Source organism: Streptomyces sp. NPDC104381, assembly GCF_055583745.1.
The window spans coordinates 210337-226352 of sequence record NZ_JBVJNK010000011.1 but is presented as its reverse complement, the minus strand read 5'-3'; the positions used below and the strand labels follow the sequence as shown (position 1 = coordinate 226352).

The window sequence follows — 16016 nt, the reverse complement described above, 5'->3', positions numbered from 1 at the left end:
TCATGTCCCCCTCCCCCGCCGGGTCCGGAAAGACCCGCATCCTGCTCGCCGACGACCACGCCCTCGTCCGGCGCGGCGTACGGCTGATCCTCGACGGTGAGCCGGACCTCCAGGTCGTCGCCGAGGCGGGCGACGGCGCCGAGGCCATCGAGATGGCACGCGCGGAGCGGCCCGACCTGGCCGTACTCGACATCGCGATGCCCCGCCTGACGGGTCTTCAGGCAGCGCGCGAGCTGTCCCGGGTCATGCCGGAACTGCGCATCCTGATGCTCACCATGTACGACAACGAGCAGTACTTCTTCGAGGCGCTGAAGGCCGGGGCCTCGGGCTTCGTGCTGAAGTCCGTCGCCGACCGGGACCTCGTCGAGGCGTGCCGCGCGGCCATGCGCGACGAGCCGTTCCTCTACCCGGGCGCGGTCACCGCCCTCATCCGGAACTACCTGGACCGGGCCAGGGACGGCGGCGACGTCCCCGACCGGGCGATCACCGAGCGCGAGGAGGAGATCCTCAAGCTGGTCGCCGAGGGGCACTCGTCGAAGGAGATCGCGGGGATGCTCGTGATCAGCGTCAAGACCGTCGAGCGGCACCGGGCCAATCTGCTGCAGAAGCTGGGACTCCGCGACCGCCTGGAACTCACCCGGTACGCGATCCGGGCGGGACTGATCGAACCATAGGCTGTGCGTTTCATAGGATTCTCAGCCAGGGCGCCTAGGGTTCTCGCGTGACCCAGACGACCCCGCCCGGCTGGCATCCAGACCCCGGGCACTCAGGAATCGGCCCCCTTCACGAACGCTGGTGGGACGGGAGCCACTGGACCGACCAGCTCCGGATACCTCCCGCGACGGTCCGGAAGCGCCGCATACGCATCGGCGCGGGCATCGCCGCCGGCATCGTCGTACTCGCGGCCGTCGGTGGCGGCGCGTACCTGCTGGGCGACAGTTCGGGCGGCGGAGACACGTCCGCCACGGCCCCCGCCCCGTCGGAGAGCCCACGCCTCCCGGGCGCACCGGACGACGGCGGGCAGGACGGCGGCGGCCGGAACGGCGGCGGGAGCGGCGGGGAGGACGGCGGCCAGAGCCCCGACCAGCAGCTGCCGCAGACCGAGGACGGCTACGCCACCGACGCGGCCAGCGGCATCAGCATCCCCGTGCCGGACGGCTGGACCGGTCAGTCCGGGCCGGTCGGCGCCGGGGTGACGACCGGCGAGTACACCTGCCCCGGCGACGAGTCCCAGACGTGCGTGCGCGGCGGGGTGTTCTCCGCTCCGGCCCAGGCCCTGAAGATCGAGGCGACCACGGCGAAGGCCGCGGCGGAGGCCGACATCAAGGCCAACGCCGAGGAGTCGTACGGCGAGGAGATCTACGGCGGCATCACGTCGCACGAGGAGCTCAAGTCCGAGGCCGTCACGGTCGCCGGGCAGAAGGGCTACCTGGTGCGCTGGAAGGTGGTGACGAAGAACGGCGACGACGGATACGTCGAGTCGCTCGCGTTCCCGTCCCCCAACGTCAAGAGCATGCTGGTGATGGTCCGTTCGGGCTTCGACGTCAACGCCAAGGCCCCGAAGCTCTCCGTCCTGGACGACATCACCAAGGGCATCAAGGAATCGGCCGGGTCAGGTTCGGGCTCCGGCACGGGCGAGACCGCCTGAACATTCCGCCCACGAATCGAGGCCGTACCGGACGCGTCCGGTACGGCCTCGATCCATTCGGCCGGCGCAGGGGTGACAGGGGACCGTCGCGACACGCAGGCAGGTGGTGCGCGGATCGCCGTGGTGGTACGTCCCGGCCTGCGGCACAGGTCACACTCCCTCATGTTCACAATGCTTACATCCTCGTCTAATGTGAGCGATGCATACATCGTGCGCGACAGAGACGAACGGGAGGACCGGGATGACCAGCGAGCTGTTCTCGACGCTGCACCTGCGCTCCGGCCAGGTGCTGGACAACCGGATCGCCAAGGCGGCGATGGAGGAGAACATGGCGGGCGAGGGCCAGTTGCCCGGTCAGAGGTTGCTGACCCTCTACCGGCGCTGGGCCGCCGGCGGCACCGGGCTGCTGATCACGGGGAACGTCATGGTGCACGCCGAGGCGCTGACGGGCCCCGGCGGGGTCGTGCTCGACGAGAACGCGCCGCTGAAGCCGTTCACCGAGTGGGCCGAGGCCGGCAGGTCCGGCGGCGGCAGGCTGTGGATGCAGATCAACCACCCCGGCCGCCAGGTGGCGTCCGGCATGCCCGGCGTCGTGTGGGGGCCCTCCGACGTCGGTGTCGACCTCGGCCGGCACAGCGGCCGGTTCGGCCGTCCGACCGCCATGACCCCCGCACAGATCGATGCGACGGTCACCCGGTTCGCCGTCACCGCGCACCGTGCCGAGAAGGCGGGCTTCGACGGTGTGGAGGTCCACGCCGCCCATGGCTATCTGCTGTCCCAGTTCCTCTCCCCCCTGGTCAACACGCGCACCGATCAGTGGGGCGGGTCGCTGGAGAACCGCGCGCGGATGCTGCTCGACGTCGTGCGCGCCGTCCGTGCCGCCGTCTCACCGTCCTTCGCGGTCGCCGTCAAGCTCAATTCCGCCGACTTCCAGCGCGGCGGGTTCGACGCCGACGACGCCCGTCAGGTCATCGAGATGCTCGACCCCCTCGGCGTCGACCTGGTCGAGCTGTCGGGCGGGAGCTACGAAAGCCCGGCGATGACCGGCCGCTCGGCCGACGCACGCACCCAGGCGCGGGAGGCCTACTTCCTGGACCTGGCGAAGGACCTGGTCAGGACCAGCCCTCTCCCGCTGATGCTCACCGGCGGTATCACCCGGCGCGCCACCGCGGAGCGGGTCCTGGACAGCGGTGTGGCGGTCGTCGGCATGGGCACCGCCCTCGCCGTCACCCCTGACCTGCCCGACCGCTGGAGGACCCGCCGGGAAGCCGACCGGCAGCTGGCGCCGGTGACCTGGTCCGACAAGGCCCTCGCCTCGGCCGCGGGAATGGCGCAGGTCCGCCACCAGCTGGGCCGCCTCGCGCGTGGAGTCGACGCCAGGCCCCGGATCCATCCCGCGTACACCCTGCTCGCCGACCAGTGGAAGCAGCGCGGGTCCCTGCGCCGCTACCGTGCCTGGCTGTCGGCCCGGGGCACCGGGGCGGCGAACCGTCCCGCGTAGCCGGACCGGCATGCCGGGGGCTTGGCCGCCGTGAGCGCAGCGGGTCCGCCCTCAGCCCCCCGACGACAAGGGCGCCCAGGTGTACCGGACGCTCACGCCCTGGTCGTGGAGCCAGGCCGCCTCGCGATGCCGGAGTTCACGCGCCGACTCCGGGGCGATGGCGCTGGGCCAGCGGACGAGCACAGCCGCGAGGTGGCCCGACTGGGCGAGCTCCCTCACCCGCCGCCACCCTCTGCGCCGTGCCGGATCGGGCTCACCGTACGTGTCGGTGACGACCTCGGCGATCGTCAGCCCGCGCTCCCGGGCGAACGCGCGGCCTTCCCTCTGCGCGCGCTGCGTGGCGTCCCCGGGCACCTCCGTGGCCCGGTCGGCGCACACGTACAGCACGACGGGAGTGACGGATCCCCCGGGCGCGGTCATGGGCGACTTCCGGAGTGGGCCGCCAACTCCGCCCAGACGACCTTGCCTTCGGCCCGTGTCGAGCGTGCGGAGCCCCAGCTGTCCGCGAGTTGCTGGACGAGCAGCAGCCCACGGCCGCTCTCCGCATCGGGGCCGGCAGGGTGCTCGGGCAGGCGGACCGGGGTGCTGCCCTCGTCGTGGAGTTCGATGCGCAGGCGCCGCCCCCCGCCGGTCAGCGTGAGGCCGCAGAGGACATGACCGCTGCCGGTGTGGAGCACTGCGTTCGTGGTCAGCTCGGAGACCAGCAGCACCGCGTCGCAGCAGGTGTCGCCGGGCAGCCTCCACACGCGGAGCAGGTCGCGCACGGTGTCGCGGGCGGATCTCGCGCTCGTACGCAGGGCGGGCAGGCCGAACCAGTACTCCCGGCGGGGGGCGGCCTCGGCTAAAGCGGGGGTCGAGGCCGGGGTCGAGTGCGGGGACAGAGTCACGGGTGTCGCCTTCCAGCGCCGTAGGGGGGCGGGGCGCGGTGGGGGGATTCGGGGCTGCAACTCGAGCGGTGAGTGGCATACGCCGAGGCGAGCGCCCAGCGACGGGGCGCCGACGGCGGCAGCGGCATCGCGCGCTCGCCTCGCGCCGGATCGTGTGTCCTCGCTGTGCCTTGACCGCTCACGCGACCACTATGCGCGTGATAGGGCACACGCTGCAACCGACTCCCTGATAATTTCAGAAGAGCGGGTATCACCCTGGCGACGACATCAAATCGCTGTAAGAATGGCGCTATTGATGACCCATCAGGAGGTTGGGCGTGAGCGAAGCCCGGTCTGGCACCAGCGCGCCGACCGTCCTGCGCATGATCCTCGGCCGTCGGCTGCAGGAGATGCGGCTGAGCGCCGGTGCCACGCTGGAGGACGCGGCGAAGGCGCTGCGCGTCCAGACCCTGACGATCCGTCGGCTGGAGAAGGCCGAGGTCGCGCTGAAGCCTCTCTACGTGGAGAAGCTCCTGGAGACCTTCGGGGCCGACCGCCGTGAGATCGACGAGTTCGTCGACCTGGCCGAGCAGGCCAACAAGCCCGGCTGGTGGCACTCCTACCGCGACGCCGTCCCCAGCTGGTTCACGGCCTATGTCAGCCTGGAGGCCGGCGCCAGGACCCTTCGCACCTATGAACCCCAGTACGTCACCGGCCTTCTGCAGACCCCTGACTACGCACACGCCGTACTGCGCGGCGGACTACCGAACGGCACCGAGGACGAGCTCGCACGCCGCGTGGAGCTGCGGCTGCGCCGTCAGAGCCTGCTGGAGCGGGAGGACGCGCCCACGTTGTGGGTGGTCATGGAGGAAGCCGTCCTGCACCGGGTGGTGGGCGGCCCTCACGTGATGCGGGAGCAGCTCGAACGGCTCCTGGACGTCTCCGAGCTCGCCCACATCAGCCTCGACATCGTGCCCTTCACCGCGGGCGCGCACGTCGGAGCGTGTGCCCCGTTCACCTACTTCCGGTTCGAGGAACCCGAACTGCCCGACATCGTCTACAGCGAACTCCTCTCCGCCTCCGTCTACCTGGACCAGCGCGCGGACGTCGTCTCCCATCTCGAGGCACACACCCGCATGTCGCTCCTGACCTCGTCCGAGGACAGCAGGGCGCTCTTGAACCGCATGCGCAAGGAGTACACATGACGATCATCGACGAGGGCGTCTACAACGGCATGCCGGCCCACAACCTCGGGGAGCAGGGCTGGGAGCGCCCCTGGAGCGGGCCGAACGGCGGTCAGTGCGTCGAGACGAAACAACTCGCCGACGGCCGCGTGGCCATACGGCAGTCCACCGACCCGGCAGGACCGGCGCTGATCTACACGCCGGAGGAGATCGCCGCGTTCGTCCGCGGGGTCAAAGAGGGCCTGGCCGATCACTTGGCCGCCGGGTGAACCGGCGGCGAGCAGCAGGGAACGGGCCGGGGATACCGGCCCCGTACAGGCCCGCGGGCCGACAGACGCACACGTGAAGGGGAGAACATGAGCACCAGGCAGGCCGGCCGGGATCTCGACACGAGCAGGGCGCACTCGGCCCGGATGTACGACTACTTCCTCGGTGGCAAGGACCACTTCGAGGTAGACAAGGAGGCGGCCCTGCTCGCCGCCAAGGCGCACCCCGGCCTTCCGGTGACCGCCCGCGAGAACCGCGCGTTCATGCACCGGGCCACCCGCGTGCTGGCGCAGGAGCACGGCATCCGCCAGTGGCTCGACATCGGCACGGGCATCCCGACCGAGCCCAACCTGCACCAGGTCGCCCAGTCCGTCGCCGGTGACGCCCGCGTCGTGTACGCAGACAACGACCCTCTCGTCCTCAAGTACGCCGAGCGCCTGATGCGCAGCACGACGCAGGGCCGCACCGCCTACATCGAGGCCGACGTCACCGACCCCGACGCGCTGATGAGCGCCGTGGAGGACTCCGAGGTCCTGGACTTCGACCAGCCCATCGCCCTCACCCTCAACGCGCTCATGCACTTCGTCACCGACCCTCACGATCCGTACGCCATCGTGCGTCGGCTGCTCGACCCGCTCCCGGCGGGCAGCACACTCGCCATGAACCACTGCACGCCCGACTTCGACCCCGAGACCTGGAACAACGTCGCGGAGGCCTACACCAACTCCGGCACTCCGGTGCAGTTCCGCTCGCACAGCGATGTCCGCCGCTTCTTCGACGGGCTCGACCTGATCGAGCCCGGCATCTGCTGCTGCCACCGCTGGCGCGGCGAGGGCGGGGAGGAGATCCCGGACGCGGAGATCAGCCTGCTGGCGGGCGTGGGCATCAAGCGCTAGTGCCGCATCGAGCAACGTTTGCCCTGCTGGCGATGGCGCGTGGACGCCGCCACATCACCTGGTGCAACCGCCCTGCCGACGACAAGCGCCTACGCGCCGTCGTCGCCAGGGCGACCGTTGCTTGATCCCGCCTTGGTACGGAACGAGATCCAGACGTCAGGTGCCAGGTCAGGCCGGTTCGGTACCGGTCTGCGCTCCTCGGTCCAGTCGTCGCCGGTGATCTCTGTGGCGACGCGACGCCAGAACGACACCGCGCCCGGGTTGGCATCCTGGAACGCGATCTCCCACGGCCCCGGATGCCGAGCCACGATGCCCCGAGCAGCGTGCATCCCGGTCCCCGCCCGTCGTGCCCCGCGCACCACGAAGAAGCTGTTCATCACGCGCGTCGGACCATTCAGACCGCGGACGAACGCGAACCCGATGGGCCGGTCACCGCTCGTCAGGAGATACGGGGCCCGATCGGGTTCGGAGAAGGCCATGTGAAGCCATTCGTCCGGGAAGGATCCGTCAGGGTTGGGCAGGTCGCCCTCCAACTCCGACATGTCATGACGGAACATCAGCCACAGGCGTTCAATTGTGGGCTTGTCGGCAAGGTCTGCGCGACGCAGGGAGATGTCTGGCACGAGACTCCGTGGTGAGGGTGGTCGGCTTCAGCCCGGGACGATCTGCTTCCGGGCATGAAAAGCCTCGGCCAGCAGCGAGGGACGACACCCCGACAAGGGTAGACCGCGCCCCACCACCATCGCGTGACGAGCTCTTACCGGCACGGTGCGTGCGAGAGGCCTCCCGGCCCGCCGCTGCCGTGCGGCGCGCGACGGGACGGGCCGGGGCAGTACCGGGCCGGGTCAGTCCTTGTGCTGGAAGGACGCCTTCTCGACGGCTTCGGTGTCGGTACGGAAGCGGGACCACGCATCGGGGTCGCGGTCGAGAGCGTCGAGGAGGTACGCGGTGACGGCGTCGGCGACGAGGGCGACCCGGCCGGCGTCCGTGTCGGTGGTCTCGCTCACGGCCTCCCCGGCGATGCCGCCCAGGGTGTGCTCTCCGCCGGGGACGACGAGGAGGCGCTTGGGGGCGGGGCTGAGGTCGAAGGCGTCGAGGAACCAGTCCGGTCCCCGCGTGGACATCGTCGACTGGTCCTTGTCGCCCGCGATGACGAGTGCCGGCGTGGTCATGGTGGAGTAGCCCGGCCTCATGAAGGGCAGGTGCCCGGCGGCGAACGGCGTGAGCGAGTCGCCCGTGCCGGTCGCCGCGATGAGCACACCCGCCTTCGCTCCGCCGTGGGAGAAGTCCTCGCCCGCCGTGCCCTGGGCGTCGAACACGCGGGCGCCCAGCAGGGTGCCGACGGTCTGGGCTCCCCAGGAGTGTCCGACGAGGGCGACGCTCGTCCGGTCGGCGCGGTCGATCAGGTCGTCCGCCTCGGCCAGGATGGCGTCGAGGTGGTCCAGCACCGCGTGGAGGTCATCGATGCGCACGCGCCAGATGGTGCCGAAGCGCGGATCGTCGAACCCTATGGCGTTGCGGCGCGAGTCCAGGTGGGTCGGCTGCACCACGACGAAGCCGGCGGCGGCCCAGCGGTCGACCAGCGGCTCGTAGCCGTCCATCGACCACGCGTTGCCGTGGGAGAACACGATGACCGGAAGGCCGCGGCCCTCGGCCGGTGCGGTCACCTTGACCTGCAGGGGCACCGACCGGTCACCGGTGGGAACGGTGATGGGCTTGATCGCGACGGTCTTCGTCCGGGATTGCGCAGGAGTCAACATGTGCGGACTTTCTGTGGGAAAGGCGCGTGCCGCATACTTGGCGGAACAACGTTCCGCCCACATTAGCGGAACAACGTTCCGCGAACCAGAGGTGAGATCTTGTCCCGGTCGGCCAGCTCCAGAGCGGCGGGCGCCGAGCGCACTCGCCAGTCCCTGCTCGCGGCCGCGGCGCAGGTGTTCGTCGAGCAAGGCGTCCAGGCACCCATCCGCGACATCGCCGGCCGGGCCGGCGTGGGCCTGGGCACCGTGTACCGCCACTTCCCCACCCGGGCGGAGCTGGTCGTCGCCGTCTACCGGCACCAGGTGGACGAGTGCGCGCAACTCGCCGCCGAACTCGCAGGGTCGCCGAGGCCGGGCGAGGCCCTGTCGCGATGGATGGACGCGTTCGTGGAGTTCCTCGTCACGAAGCACGGACTGGGGGCGGCACTCCAGTCCGAGGACCCCAGCCTGCAGAGCCTGCACTCCTTGATGCTCGACACACTGGTCCCGGCCTGCGCCTCGCTCCTCGACGCCGCGACGGCCCGGGGCGAGCTCGACCCGGACGTCACCGCGTACACACTGATGCGAGCGGTCGGCAACCTGTGCATCCTGGGCCCGGGATACGACCGTGAGCACGCGCGGACCATGGTCGTCCGACTCCTTGCCGGCTGCCGGACGACCATGCCCCCGGACGGCCCCGTGGCGGCCTGACGACGAAGACCCGCCTCGCCCTCATGCTCCTGGGCGATCAGGTCGGCAGCGGCGCTCCGCACACCGGGCCCCCCGCCGAGCCCGGTCGCCATGACCCCGCTGACGCCGGTCAAGGAGGCTGGCCCCCCGCTGGCCCCCAGAAACGACTCAGGGCCGGTATCGGATTGCTCCGATACCGGCCCTGAGCCACGACTGTCTCCAGTCGGGACGACAGGATTTGAACCTGCGACCCCTTGACCCCCAGTCAAGTGCGCTACCAAGCTGCGCCACGTCCCGGTGCCCGTCTGACCTGGGGTTTCCCCTGGCCGAACGCGCATGAGAACAATACCGCACTTACCCGGGTGCTCACGAACCCGATTCCCGCGCCCTGCCCATTGACCCGGCATTGCCGCGTACCTAACCTGAACCACGCACATCAGAAAGCGCTTTCTACCCTGCCCGGCCCCCCCCCCACCGCACCGGGAGCGCCCTCATGAGCAGCCGCCCGTTACGCAGGAGCCCCGAGTCCCACGCCGCTCCCCCGGCGTCGATCGCCCTCATGGCCCTCGTCGCTCTTCTCGCACTGATCATCGGCTCGGTCACGGCCGCCTCGTTCCCGAGGGGCCCGGCCGACTCCTTCCGCGGCCGGCTGCCCGGCGCCGCCGTCGCCACCGACCGCGACAACGGGCCCGCCCCGCTGACCGTGTCCTTCAGCGGGGCCGGCTCCGGGATCCCCCATGGCGGCCCGGTCGGCTACGCCTGGGACTTCGACGGTGACGGCGCCACCGACTCCACCGAGGCGAACCCCTCGTACACCTATCGCACGAGAGGGCGGTTCACCGCCCGCCTCACGGTGTCCGGTCCCGGAGGCACGACGGCCACGGCCGGCCAGGAGATCACGGTCGGCAACTCCCGGCCCCGGCTCACGGTCCGCCACCTTCAGGACGGCGGCTTCTTCCGGCCGGGCGGGGCCCTCGCCTTCACTGTGGAGGTGGCGGACGCCGAGGACGGGAGGGACACCCCGGTCGACTGCTCCCGGATCGTCGTGCGCTCGCAGACCGGCGACACCGGTGTGCTGCACCCCCTCGCCGGCTCACCGGGCTGCCGGGGCTCGATCACCATGGCGCCCGTCGGCAACGCCTCCCGGTCCGGCCCCCGACGGGTCACGGTGCGGTACACGGACAAGGGCGCCCCGGGCGTCCCGGAGCTGACCGGCTCAGCCTCTCTCACCCTGCGTCCGGCCTTCCAGGAGGCGGAGCGGTTCACCTCGACCGGGGGTGCCCACGGCGGAGTGGTGACGGGCAGCCGTCCGGGGGCTTCGGGCGGCAGGACGCTGACCGAGATCGAGGACGGGGACTGGGTCGCGTTCGAGCCGGTGGACCTGAGGGACATCCGGTCGGTGACGGTCGGAGCCACGCCCTGCGGGACCGGCGGGACGGTCGAGTTCCGAGCCGGCTCCCCTGACGGCACCCTCCTCGGCTCGCTGACCGTCCCGGGCGCCGACGGACGGGCGACGGGACGCGCGGCGGCCGTGTCACCGACGGCCGCGCTGAAGAACCGCGCCGGCGGCGCGCCGCTGTACGTGGTGTTCACCAACCCGGCGTGGAGCAGCGAGAGGCCGGATCTGTTCACGGTGGACTGGCTGCGCTTCGACGGGCCGGGCATCGGGGGCGCCGCATCCCCCTGACGGTGGCGGCGAGGGCGCTCAGTGCGCGGCGAGGAAGGCCCGGTACCAGGCGAGGGTGGCATCCAGGGTGTCGGAGAGCGGGGTGGGCGCCAGTCCGTAGGCCTTCTCCATCGCCGAGGAGTCGACGGTCTGGCCTTCGGTGTGCTGGTAGAACATCTCGGCGTACGCCGCCATGAACACGTCGTCGAAGGGGCCGAACGGGCGCGGCTCGGCGATGACCGTGAGGTCCAGGGGGCGGCCGACCCGCTCCTCGATCATCGCGAGGATCTGCCGTGTGGTGAGCGCGGGAGCCGTGGGAAGGTGCCAGACGCGTCCGTCGCCGTCCGGGTGCTCGCCGAGGGTGGCGAGTCCGGCCGCGACGTCACCGATGTACGTGTAGCTGTGCGGCAGATCGATGTCGCCGAGGGCCGGAACCCGGCCCCCGGTGAGCGCCGCGGGGAAGACGGCACCGCCCAGCGTGGAGTTGAGCACCCCGGGTCCGACGAAGTCGGCGGAGCGGCCCAGGACGACGCGGACCCGCCCCTCCGCGTGCGCGGCGAGATAGCGGGCGTCCAGCTCCGCGCGCATCACGCCCTTGCTGCTGGTCGCGTTCCACGGGGTGTCCTCGGTCATCACGGCGCCGTGCGTCTCTCCGTACGGGTAGAGCGTGTCGAGGACGACCAGCCGGGCGCCCGCTGCCCCGACCGCCGCGAGGACGGCCTCCTGGATGCGGGGCATCACCTCGACCTGCAGGTGGTATCCGACGTTGACGCAGTGGTACACGACGGCCGCTCCCTCGACGGCCTCGCGCGCGCCCTCGAAGGTGGCCACGTCCGCCGCGAACCGGGTGACGCCCCCGACCTCGGGGCCCTCCCCCTTCCTGTCGACGAGGCGGACCCGGTGGCCGCGGGCGGCGAGCTCCCCGGCCAGCGTGGTGCCGGCCGGTCCGGCGCCGAGAACGGTGTGGAGTGCGGGTGCGGTGGTCATGGTGTGCCCCTTCGACTCAGCGAGAATTACACGCCCTTACTTTTGTTAGAGACAGTAACTCTTGCGATGATCCATAGCAATGCGCTCCGGCCACCCTTGTTAGGCTCCGTAACGGAAGTGAGCGCGTCTAGCAGGCGGTCGTCGAGCCGGCCGCCCGTCGTACGGGACGAACCGAACGAACCCAGCGAGAAGAGGAGCCCGCGATGGCACCGGCCCAGGAAGGCCCCCGCGCCAGGTACCGGGAGCAGACCCGGTCCGAGATCAAGGACACGGCTCTGCGGCAGCTGGCCGAATCGGGAGCCGGAGCCCTCGCGCTGACCCGCATCGCCAAGGAGATGGGCCTCTCGGGCCCGGCGCTCTACCGGTACTTCGCCGGCCGGGACGATCTGCTGAGCGCCTTGATCAGGGACGCGTACGACGACGCGGCCACCGCGGTCGCCGATGCGGCGGCGGCAGCGGAGGAGGCGGGGCGGAGCGCACGCGACCGGCTGCACGCGCTGGGCGGTGCCTACCGTGTCTGGGCGGCTGCGGAGCCGCACCGCTACCTGCTGATTCAGGGCGCTCCCGTGCCGGGGTATGTCGCCCCCGACGACACCCGGGACCGTGCCCGGGCGGTGCTCGGCCCGTTCCTGCCGCTGTTCGCGGACGGATCGCCCGGAGCGAGCGTGTCCGCGCTGGTGGCCGAGATGGAGGCCTGGCTCGCGGCGGACGCGGGGGTCCGCGAGTGGGTCGCCCGCTATGCCCCGCGCACCGCCTCGGACACGCGCCGCGCGGCGTACGGACTGGCGGGCGCCGTGCTCGTATGGGCGCAGCTGCACGGGTCGGTCGGGCTGGAGACGGCGGGACAGTTCGCCGGGATGGGACACCGGGGCGACACCCTGCTCGCGACACAACTGCACCTGCTCGCGGACGCGTTCGCGCTGGACTGAACACGCGCTCCGAAGCGCTCCGGGGTCAGGGGCGCAGGCCCTCCCGGCACTCGATCTGTACGACGGACTCCCGGGCCGGCAGCTCGATGGTGCTCGAACCAGGCGTCGCGCCGCTCCCCCGGCCGAGTCTCCGCAGCCGTGCGGTCCGGCCGGAGCCGTCCCGGCCGACGGGGGTGAGCAGCGGCCGTCCCGTCCCGTGCGGGATCACGGATGGGCTCCGAAACCCGAGAGCGGCGCCGGGGCCGTGGCGTTGATGAGGTGCTGGACGAGGGTGACCAGTGCCCCGGTGCCCGAACTGGCGATCCTCGCGTCGCAGAGGACGACCGGCACCTCGCGTCCGAGGTCGAGGGCCGCCCGCACCTCTTCCGGTTCGTAGCGGTAGGCGCCGTCGAACTCGTTGACCGCCACGACGAATCCGATGCCACGGCGCTCGAAGAAGTCGACGGCCGCGAAGCATTCGGCCAGCCGGCGGGTGTCGGCCAGCACGATCGCTCCGAGGGCCCCCTTGGACAGCTCGTCCCACATGAACCAGAAGCGCTCCTGGCCGGGGGTGCCGAAGAGGTAGAGCACATGCTGCTCGGACAGGGTGATCCGGCCGAAGTCCATGGCCACGGTGGTGGCCGACTTGGACTCGATGCCTTCGAGGCTGTCGGTCGCCGCGCTGACCTGGGTCAGGAGCTCCTCGGTGCTCAGCGGTGCGATCTCGCTGACGGCGCCCACGAACGTCGTCTTTCCGACGCCGAATCCGCCCGCGACCAGGACCTTGAGGGCCACGGGAAAGTATTCGGAGCTTCCGGAGCTGTCAGAGCTGTCGTCGTAGACCATCGAGCACTGCCTCCAGCAGGGATCGGTCGGTTGGCATGTCATGGAACGCGGGGGCGTGCGCGGTGACCGCCCCGCAGTCGACCAGGTCGGACAGGAGGACCTTGGTGATGACGGCGGGCAGCCGGAGATGGGCGGCGATCTCCGCCACGGACGTGGGTCCGCCGCAGAGCTCCAGGGCCACGGTGTGTTCCGGGCCGAGGTGGACCTGGGGCTCGCTCCCCGTGGCCATCACCAGGGAGAGCAGGTCGAGCACGGTGGTCGGCCTGGTCCGGCCGTTGCTCACGGTGTACGGGCGGATGAGCCGGCCTGCCGCGTCGTCGAGCAACGGCCCGTCCTGCGGGGCCGGCATCCTCACAGCCCCGGGGTGAACGGCGCTCCGGCCGGCTGCCGGAGCGGCGTCATCAGGTAGGGGCGCACGCTCTTGACGAGCATGGCCATCTCGTAGCCCAGGACGGCGGCATCGGCCTCGCGGCCCGCGAGGACGGCGAGACAGGTGCCGGAGCCGGCGGTGGAGACGAACAGGAGGGTCGAGTCGAGCTCGACCACGACCTGTCGTACGTCGCCGTTGTCACCGAACCGGGCACCGGCGCTCCGGCCGAGCGAGTACAGGCCGGCGGCGAGGGCCGCCATGTGATCGGCGCTGTCGGCGTCCATGCCGTGCACGGATTTCACCAGGCCGTCCGCCGAGAGGAGGACGGCGCTGCGCGTGTAGGGCACGCGTTGGACCAGGCCGCTGAGCAGCCAGTCGAGGTCCGAGACCTGACCGGACGGCATTTCGGTCGTCATGGTGCATCTACTCCTTGAACATGTTCTCGGTACGTGGATCCGGTTCGGGCGTCTGCGGGCCCAGGTGCCCCGGGTCCACCTGCTCGGTACCGGCTGTCGCGGTGGTCGTGGAGCCGCGGAAGGGCAGCGGGGCGAGACCGTGTGACCGCTGCGGCCCGACGGTGACGGCGGGTCCGGGGGGAGCGGGCTCGGCGGCATCCGGTGCGCCGTACGCGTCCGGTGTCTCCGGCTCCTCCGCGGTCTGCGCCTCGGCGAGGTCGACCCCGCGCCGGAAGGCGGCCATCAGCCCCGGGTCGTGCAGGGCGTTGTCGTCCTCGGCGCGCGGGACCGGGGCCTCCCTGAGCTGTGGGACCAGGTGCTCCTGGTTGCTGCGCCTCGGCAGCTGGGGGCGCTCGGGGCCGGCCACGGCTGCCGGGGGTTCCTCGGCGGGGGCTCCGGCGTCGGCGGCGGACCGGACGAACGCGACGGACCCGGCGGCCGGGGCGGGTTCGACCGAGGGGGCGGGTGCGGCCGGCGGAGCGGGAGCGGCGGCCGTGACGGGCGGGGACGCGGCCGGGTTCGGACGGTCGACCCGTTCGGCACGGAGCGGGAGCGGCGGGGCCTCGCCCTGCGGCAGGTCCTGCCGGGGCGGCCGGTCCAGCCGCAGCGGGGGCCGGCCCGCTGCCTGCGGCGGGACGCCGGGCGGTGTGCCGTGGGCCCCGGCCGGCGGGGCCGTCTCCGCGGCGGGAGCCGTCGTGGCATCGATGTCGATGCCCAGCAGGATCTCGGGCAGCACGAGGACCGCCTGGGTGCCCCCGTAGATGTTGCTCTGGAGCCGTACGGCGATGCCGTGTCTCCGGGCCAGCGAGGCGACCACGAACAGTCCGATCCGCCCGTCCTGCAGCAGGTGGGCGACGTTGACCTGGTCGGGGTCGGCGAGCAGCGTGTTCATGCGCTTCTGCTCGGGGCCTGGCATGCCCAGCCCGCGGTCCTCCACCTCCAGGGCGAGCCCGGCGGTGACGCGCTGGGCGCGCAGCAGGACCTGGGTGTGCGGGGCGGAGAACACCGTGGCGTTCTCGACGAGTTCGGCGAGGAGGTGGATCACGTCGGCGACCGCGTGCCCGCGCAGGGTGCCGTCGATCGGCGGGACCAGTTTGACCCGGGGGTACTGCTCGACCTCGGCGATCGCCGAGCGCAGCACCTCGGTCACGGTGACGGGGTTGCTCCACTGCCTCCGTGAGACGGCGCCGCCGAGCACGGCGAGGTTCTCGGCGTGCCTGCGGATGCGGGTGGCGAGGTGGTCCACATGGAAGAGGCCCTTGAGCAGGTCGGGATCCTCGACCTCGTGCTCCAGCTCGTCGAGGATCTGGATCTCGCGGTGCACGAGGGATTGCAGCCGGCGGGCGAGGTTGACGAAGACCTCGACCTTCTGTTCGTTGCCGTTGCCGCGGAACAGCTGCGAGGCCTGGACGACGGCCGCCACCGCGTCGTCCTGCGAGCGGGCCATCTCCTGGGCGAGGAGGTCGAAGGCGTCGGCGTCGCCGGCGGCCGCCGGTGCGGACGGCCGGGCGGGCAGGGGCTCTCCGTCGCGGAGTTGCTCCACCACGCGCTGGAGCTCGGCCCGGTGCTGTGCGCCGGTGCGCCGGAGCGCGAGCGTGCGGTCGTGCACCCCGGTGGCGACCCGGCCGGCGCCGAGGAAGGCCGCCGCCACGGCCGCCACGGCCAGGGCCCCGGATCCGCCGAGCGCCGCCAGGAGACTGCCGGACGGGCGCACCCCGGAGGACCGGATGGTGAAGAGGACGGCCGCGGCTCCGCTGAGGAGCGCGGCCACGGTCGGCAGGAGGGCGGTACGCAGCAGTTGTGGTCGCAGCCGGCTGTCGGGGGCGGGCTGCGCGGCACGCGGCCGGCTCGCGGCCGAGTGCGAACGGCCACCCGGACGGCCGTGCCGCCCGCCTTCGCGGCGTTCCGGTCGCGCGGTGGGTGCGCGAAGTTGAGACATCATCGTCCTCGGTACGTGGGGCACCAGGAATCGGCATTCGTGTGGTGACACCTA

19 protein-coding genes and 1 tRNA gene are annotated in these 16016 nt (G+C 71.7%); 9 read left to right on the top strand and 11 right to left on the bottom strand.

All coding sequences use genetic code 11. From position 1 onward, the window contains the following. Positions 1-2: 2 nt before the first annotated feature. The 3 genes from ACZ607_RS32550 to ACZ607_RS32540 all read left to right on the top strand — a co-directional run bounded on the left by ACZ607_RS32550 (position 3) and on the right by ACZ607_RS32540 (position 3149). Positions 3-674 carry a response regulator gene (locus ACZ607_RS32550; RefSeq protein ID WP_469740917.1) on the top strand — a complete coding sequence of 224 codons (672 nt, stop codon included), beginning with the start codon at positions 3-5 and terminating at the stop codon, positions 672-674. A gap of 47 nt (positions 675-721) precedes the next feature. Then, entirely contained in the window at positions 722-1648 is a 927-nt protein-coding gene (locus ACZ607_RS32545; protein WP_469740914.1) for a DUF2510 domain-containing protein, read from the top strand. 241 nt (positions 1649-1889) lie between these two features. Beyond that, complete coding sequence (locus tag ACZ607_RS32540) at positions 1890-3149, top strand: NADH:flavin oxidoreductase/NADH oxidase family protein (protein ID WP_469740912.1); 1260 nt, start codon at positions 1890-1892, stop codon at positions 3147-3149. A gap of 51 nt (positions 3150-3200) precedes the next feature. On the opposite strand, the gene ACZ607_RS32535 is transcribed toward ACZ607_RS32540, so the two are convergent. Beyond that, complete coding sequence (locus tag ACZ607_RS32535; protein WP_469740910.1) at positions 3201-3569, bottom strand: hypothetical protein; 369 nt, start codon at positions 3567-3569, stop codon at positions 3201-3203. Beyond that, entirely contained in the window at positions 3566-3946 is a 381-nt protein-coding gene (locus ACZ607_RS32530; protein ID WP_469741037.1) for an ATP-binding protein, read from the bottom strand. Before ACZ607_RS32530 ends, ACZ607_RS32535 begins: the two co-directional genes overlap by 4 nt. 407 nt (positions 3947-4353) lie before the next feature. Here ACZ607_RS32530 and ACZ607_RS32525 point away from each other — a divergent pair, with 407 nt between their 5' ends. The 3 genes from ACZ607_RS32525 to ACZ607_RS32515 all read left to right on the top strand — a co-directional run bounded on the left by ACZ607_RS32525 (position 4354) and on the right by ACZ607_RS32515 (position 6362). Next, positions 4354-5220 carry a helix-turn-helix domain-containing protein gene (locus ACZ607_RS32525; RefSeq protein ID WP_469740908.1) on the top strand — a complete coding sequence of 289 codons (867 nt, stop codon included), beginning with the start codon at positions 4354-4356 and terminating at the stop codon, positions 5218-5220. Further along, positions 5217-5468: a DUF397 domain-containing protein gene (locus ACZ607_RS32520; RefSeq protein ID WP_469740905.1), complete on the top strand. Its 252-nt coding sequence runs from the start codon at positions 5217-5219 to the stop codon at positions 5466-5468. Before ACZ607_RS32525 ends, ACZ607_RS32520 begins: the two co-directional genes overlap by 4 nt. Before the next feature lie 87 nt (positions 5469-5555). Next, positions 5556-6362, top strand: coding sequence for an SAM-dependent methyltransferase (locus ACZ607_RS32515; RefSeq protein WP_469740903.1), 807 nt, complete (start codon positions 5556-5558; stop codon positions 6360-6362). 89 nt (positions 6363-6451) lie between these two features. Here ACZ607_RS32515 and ACZ607_RS32510 read toward each other — a convergent pair whose 3' ends face one another. Continuing rightward, positions 6452-6985, bottom strand: coding sequence for a GNAT family N-acetyltransferase (locus tag ACZ607_RS32510; RefSeq protein ID WP_469740901.1), 534 nt, complete (start codon positions 6983-6985; stop codon positions 6452-6454). A 222-nt stretch (positions 6986-7207) separates the two neighbouring features. Further along, on the bottom strand, positions 7208-8122 hold the full coding sequence (locus ACZ607_RS32505; RefSeq protein ID WP_469740899.1) for an alpha/beta hydrolase family protein: 915 nt from the start codon (positions 8120-8122) through the stop codon (positions 7208-7210). 99 nt (positions 8123-8221) lie between these two features. On the opposite strand from ACZ607_RS32505, the gene ACZ607_RS32500 reads away from it, so the two are divergent. Beyond that, positions 8222-8812 (top strand): TetR/AcrR family transcriptional regulator, encoded by a 591-nt coding sequence (locus ACZ607_RS32500; RefSeq protein WP_469740897.1) that lies wholly within the window; start codon positions 8222-8224, stop codon positions 8810-8812. A 202-nt stretch (positions 8813-9014) separates the two neighbouring features. Here ACZ607_RS32500 and ACZ607_RS32495 read toward each other — a convergent pair. Continuing rightward, a tRNA-Pro gene (locus ACZ607_RS32495) sits at positions 9015-9088 on the bottom strand. A 196-nt stretch (positions 9089-9284) separates the two neighbouring features. On the opposite strand from ACZ607_RS32495, the gene ACZ607_RS32490 reads away from it, so the two are divergent. Beyond that, positions 9285-10478, top strand: coding sequence for a carbohydrate-binding protein (locus ACZ607_RS32490; RefSeq protein ID WP_469740895.1), 1194 nt, complete (start codon positions 9285-9287; stop codon positions 10476-10478). 18 nt (positions 10479-10496) lie between these two features. Here the strand turns inward: ACZ607_RS32490 and ACZ607_RS32485 are convergent, their stop codons facing one another. Beyond that, positions 10497-11444, bottom strand: a complete 948-nt coding sequence (locus ACZ607_RS32485; protein WP_469740893.1) for an NAD-dependent epimerase/dehydratase family protein — start codon at positions 11442-11444, stop codon at positions 10497-10499. 203 nt (positions 11445-11647) lie between these two features. Here ACZ607_RS32485 and ACZ607_RS32480 point away from each other — a divergent pair, with 203 nt between their 5' ends. Then, entirely contained in the window at positions 11648-12373 is a 726-nt protein-coding gene (locus ACZ607_RS32480; protein ID WP_469740890.1) for a TetR/AcrR family transcriptional regulator, read from the top strand. A gap of 25 nt (positions 12374-12398) precedes the next feature. Here the strand turns inward: ACZ607_RS32480 and ACZ607_RS32475 are convergent, their stop codons facing one another. From ACZ607_RS32475 to ACZ607_RS32455, 5 genes are read right to left on the bottom strand one after another with little or no spacing between them, the layout of a single operon-like run. After that, positions 12399-12581 carry a hypothetical protein gene (locus ACZ607_RS32475; protein ID WP_469740888.1) on the bottom strand — a complete coding sequence of 61 codons (183 nt, stop codon included), beginning with the start codon at positions 12579-12581 and terminating at the stop codon, positions 12399-12401. Continuing rightward, entirely contained in the window at positions 12578-13198 is a 621-nt protein-coding gene (locus tag ACZ607_RS32470; RefSeq protein ID WP_469740886.1) for a GTP-binding protein, read from the bottom strand. The genes ACZ607_RS32475 and ACZ607_RS32470 overlap by 4 nt, the downstream gene beginning before the upstream one ends. Continuing rightward, a complete protein-coding gene (locus ACZ607_RS32465) occupies positions 13176-13547 on the bottom strand; it encodes a DUF742 domain-containing protein (protein ID WP_099175472.1) in 372 nt (123 codons plus the stop codon). The genes ACZ607_RS32470 and ACZ607_RS32465 overlap by 23 nt, the downstream gene beginning before the upstream one ends. A 2-nt stretch (positions 13548-13549) precedes the next feature. Continuing rightward, positions 13550-13984, bottom strand: coding sequence for a roadblock/LC7 domain-containing protein (locus ACZ607_RS32460; RefSeq protein WP_099175471.1), 435 nt, complete (start codon positions 13982-13984; stop codon positions 13550-13552). Between the two features lie 7 nt (positions 13985-13991). Then, positions 13992-15962, bottom strand: coding sequence for a sensor histidine kinase (locus ACZ607_RS32455; RefSeq protein ID WP_469740882.1), 1971 nt, complete (start codon positions 15960-15962; stop codon positions 13992-13994). Positions 15963-16016: the final 54 nt, after the last annotated feature.

Excerpts from the sequence above, each read along its gene's own strand:
- ACZ607_RS32465 (WP_099175472.1), bottom strand. The coding sequence starts at position 13,547 with ATGCCGGCCCCGCAGGACGGGCCGTTGCTCGACGACGCGGCAGGCCGG.
- ACZ607_RS32505 (WP_469740899.1), bottom strand. The coding sequence starts at position 8,122 with ATGTTGACTCCTGCGCAATCCCGGACGAAGACCGTCGCGATCAAGCCC.
- ACZ607_RS32460 (WP_099175471.1), bottom strand. The coding sequence starts at position 13,984 with ATGACGACCGAAATGCCGTCCGGTCAGGTCTCGGACCTCGACTGGCTG.
- ACZ607_RS32490 (WP_469740895.1), top strand. The coding sequence starts at position 9,285 with ATGAGCAGCCGCCCGTTACGCAGGAGCCCCGAGTCCCACGCCGCTCCC.
- ACZ607_RS32550 (WP_469740917.1), top strand. The coding sequence starts at position 3 with ATGTCCCCCTCCCCCGCCGGGTCCGGAAAGACCCGCATCCTGCTCGCC.
- ACZ607_RS32470 (WP_469740886.1), bottom strand. The coding sequence starts at position 13,198 with ATGGTCTACGACGACAGCTCTGACAGCTCCGGAAGCTCCGAATACTTT.
- ACZ607_RS32540 (WP_469740912.1), top strand. The coding sequence starts at position 1,890 with ATGACCAGCGAGCTGTTCTCGACGCTGCACCTGCGCTCCGGCCAGGTG.
- ACZ607_RS32520 (WP_469740905.1), top strand. The coding sequence starts at position 5,217 with ATGACGATCATCGACGAGGGCGTCTACAACGGCATGCCGGCCCACAAC.
- ACZ607_RS32535 (WP_469740910.1), bottom strand. The coding sequence starts at position 3,569 with ATGACCGCGCCCGGGGGATCCGTCACTCCCGTCGTGCTGTACGTGTGC.
- ACZ607_RS32485 (WP_469740893.1), bottom strand. The coding sequence starts at position 11,444 with ATGACCACCGCACCCGCACTCCACACCGTTCTCGGCGCCGGACCGGCC.
- ACZ607_RS32515 (WP_469740903.1), top strand. The coding sequence starts at position 5,556 with ATGAGCACCAGGCAGGCCGGCCGGGATCTCGACACGAGCAGGGCGCAC.
- ACZ607_RS32480 (WP_469740890.1), top strand. The coding sequence starts at position 11,648 with ATGGCACCGGCCCAGGAAGGCCCCCGCGCCAGGTACCGGGAGCAGACC.
- ACZ607_RS32455 (WP_469740882.1), bottom strand. The coding sequence starts at position 15,962 with ATGTCTCAACTTCGCGCACCCACCGCGCGACCGGAACGCCGCGAAGGC.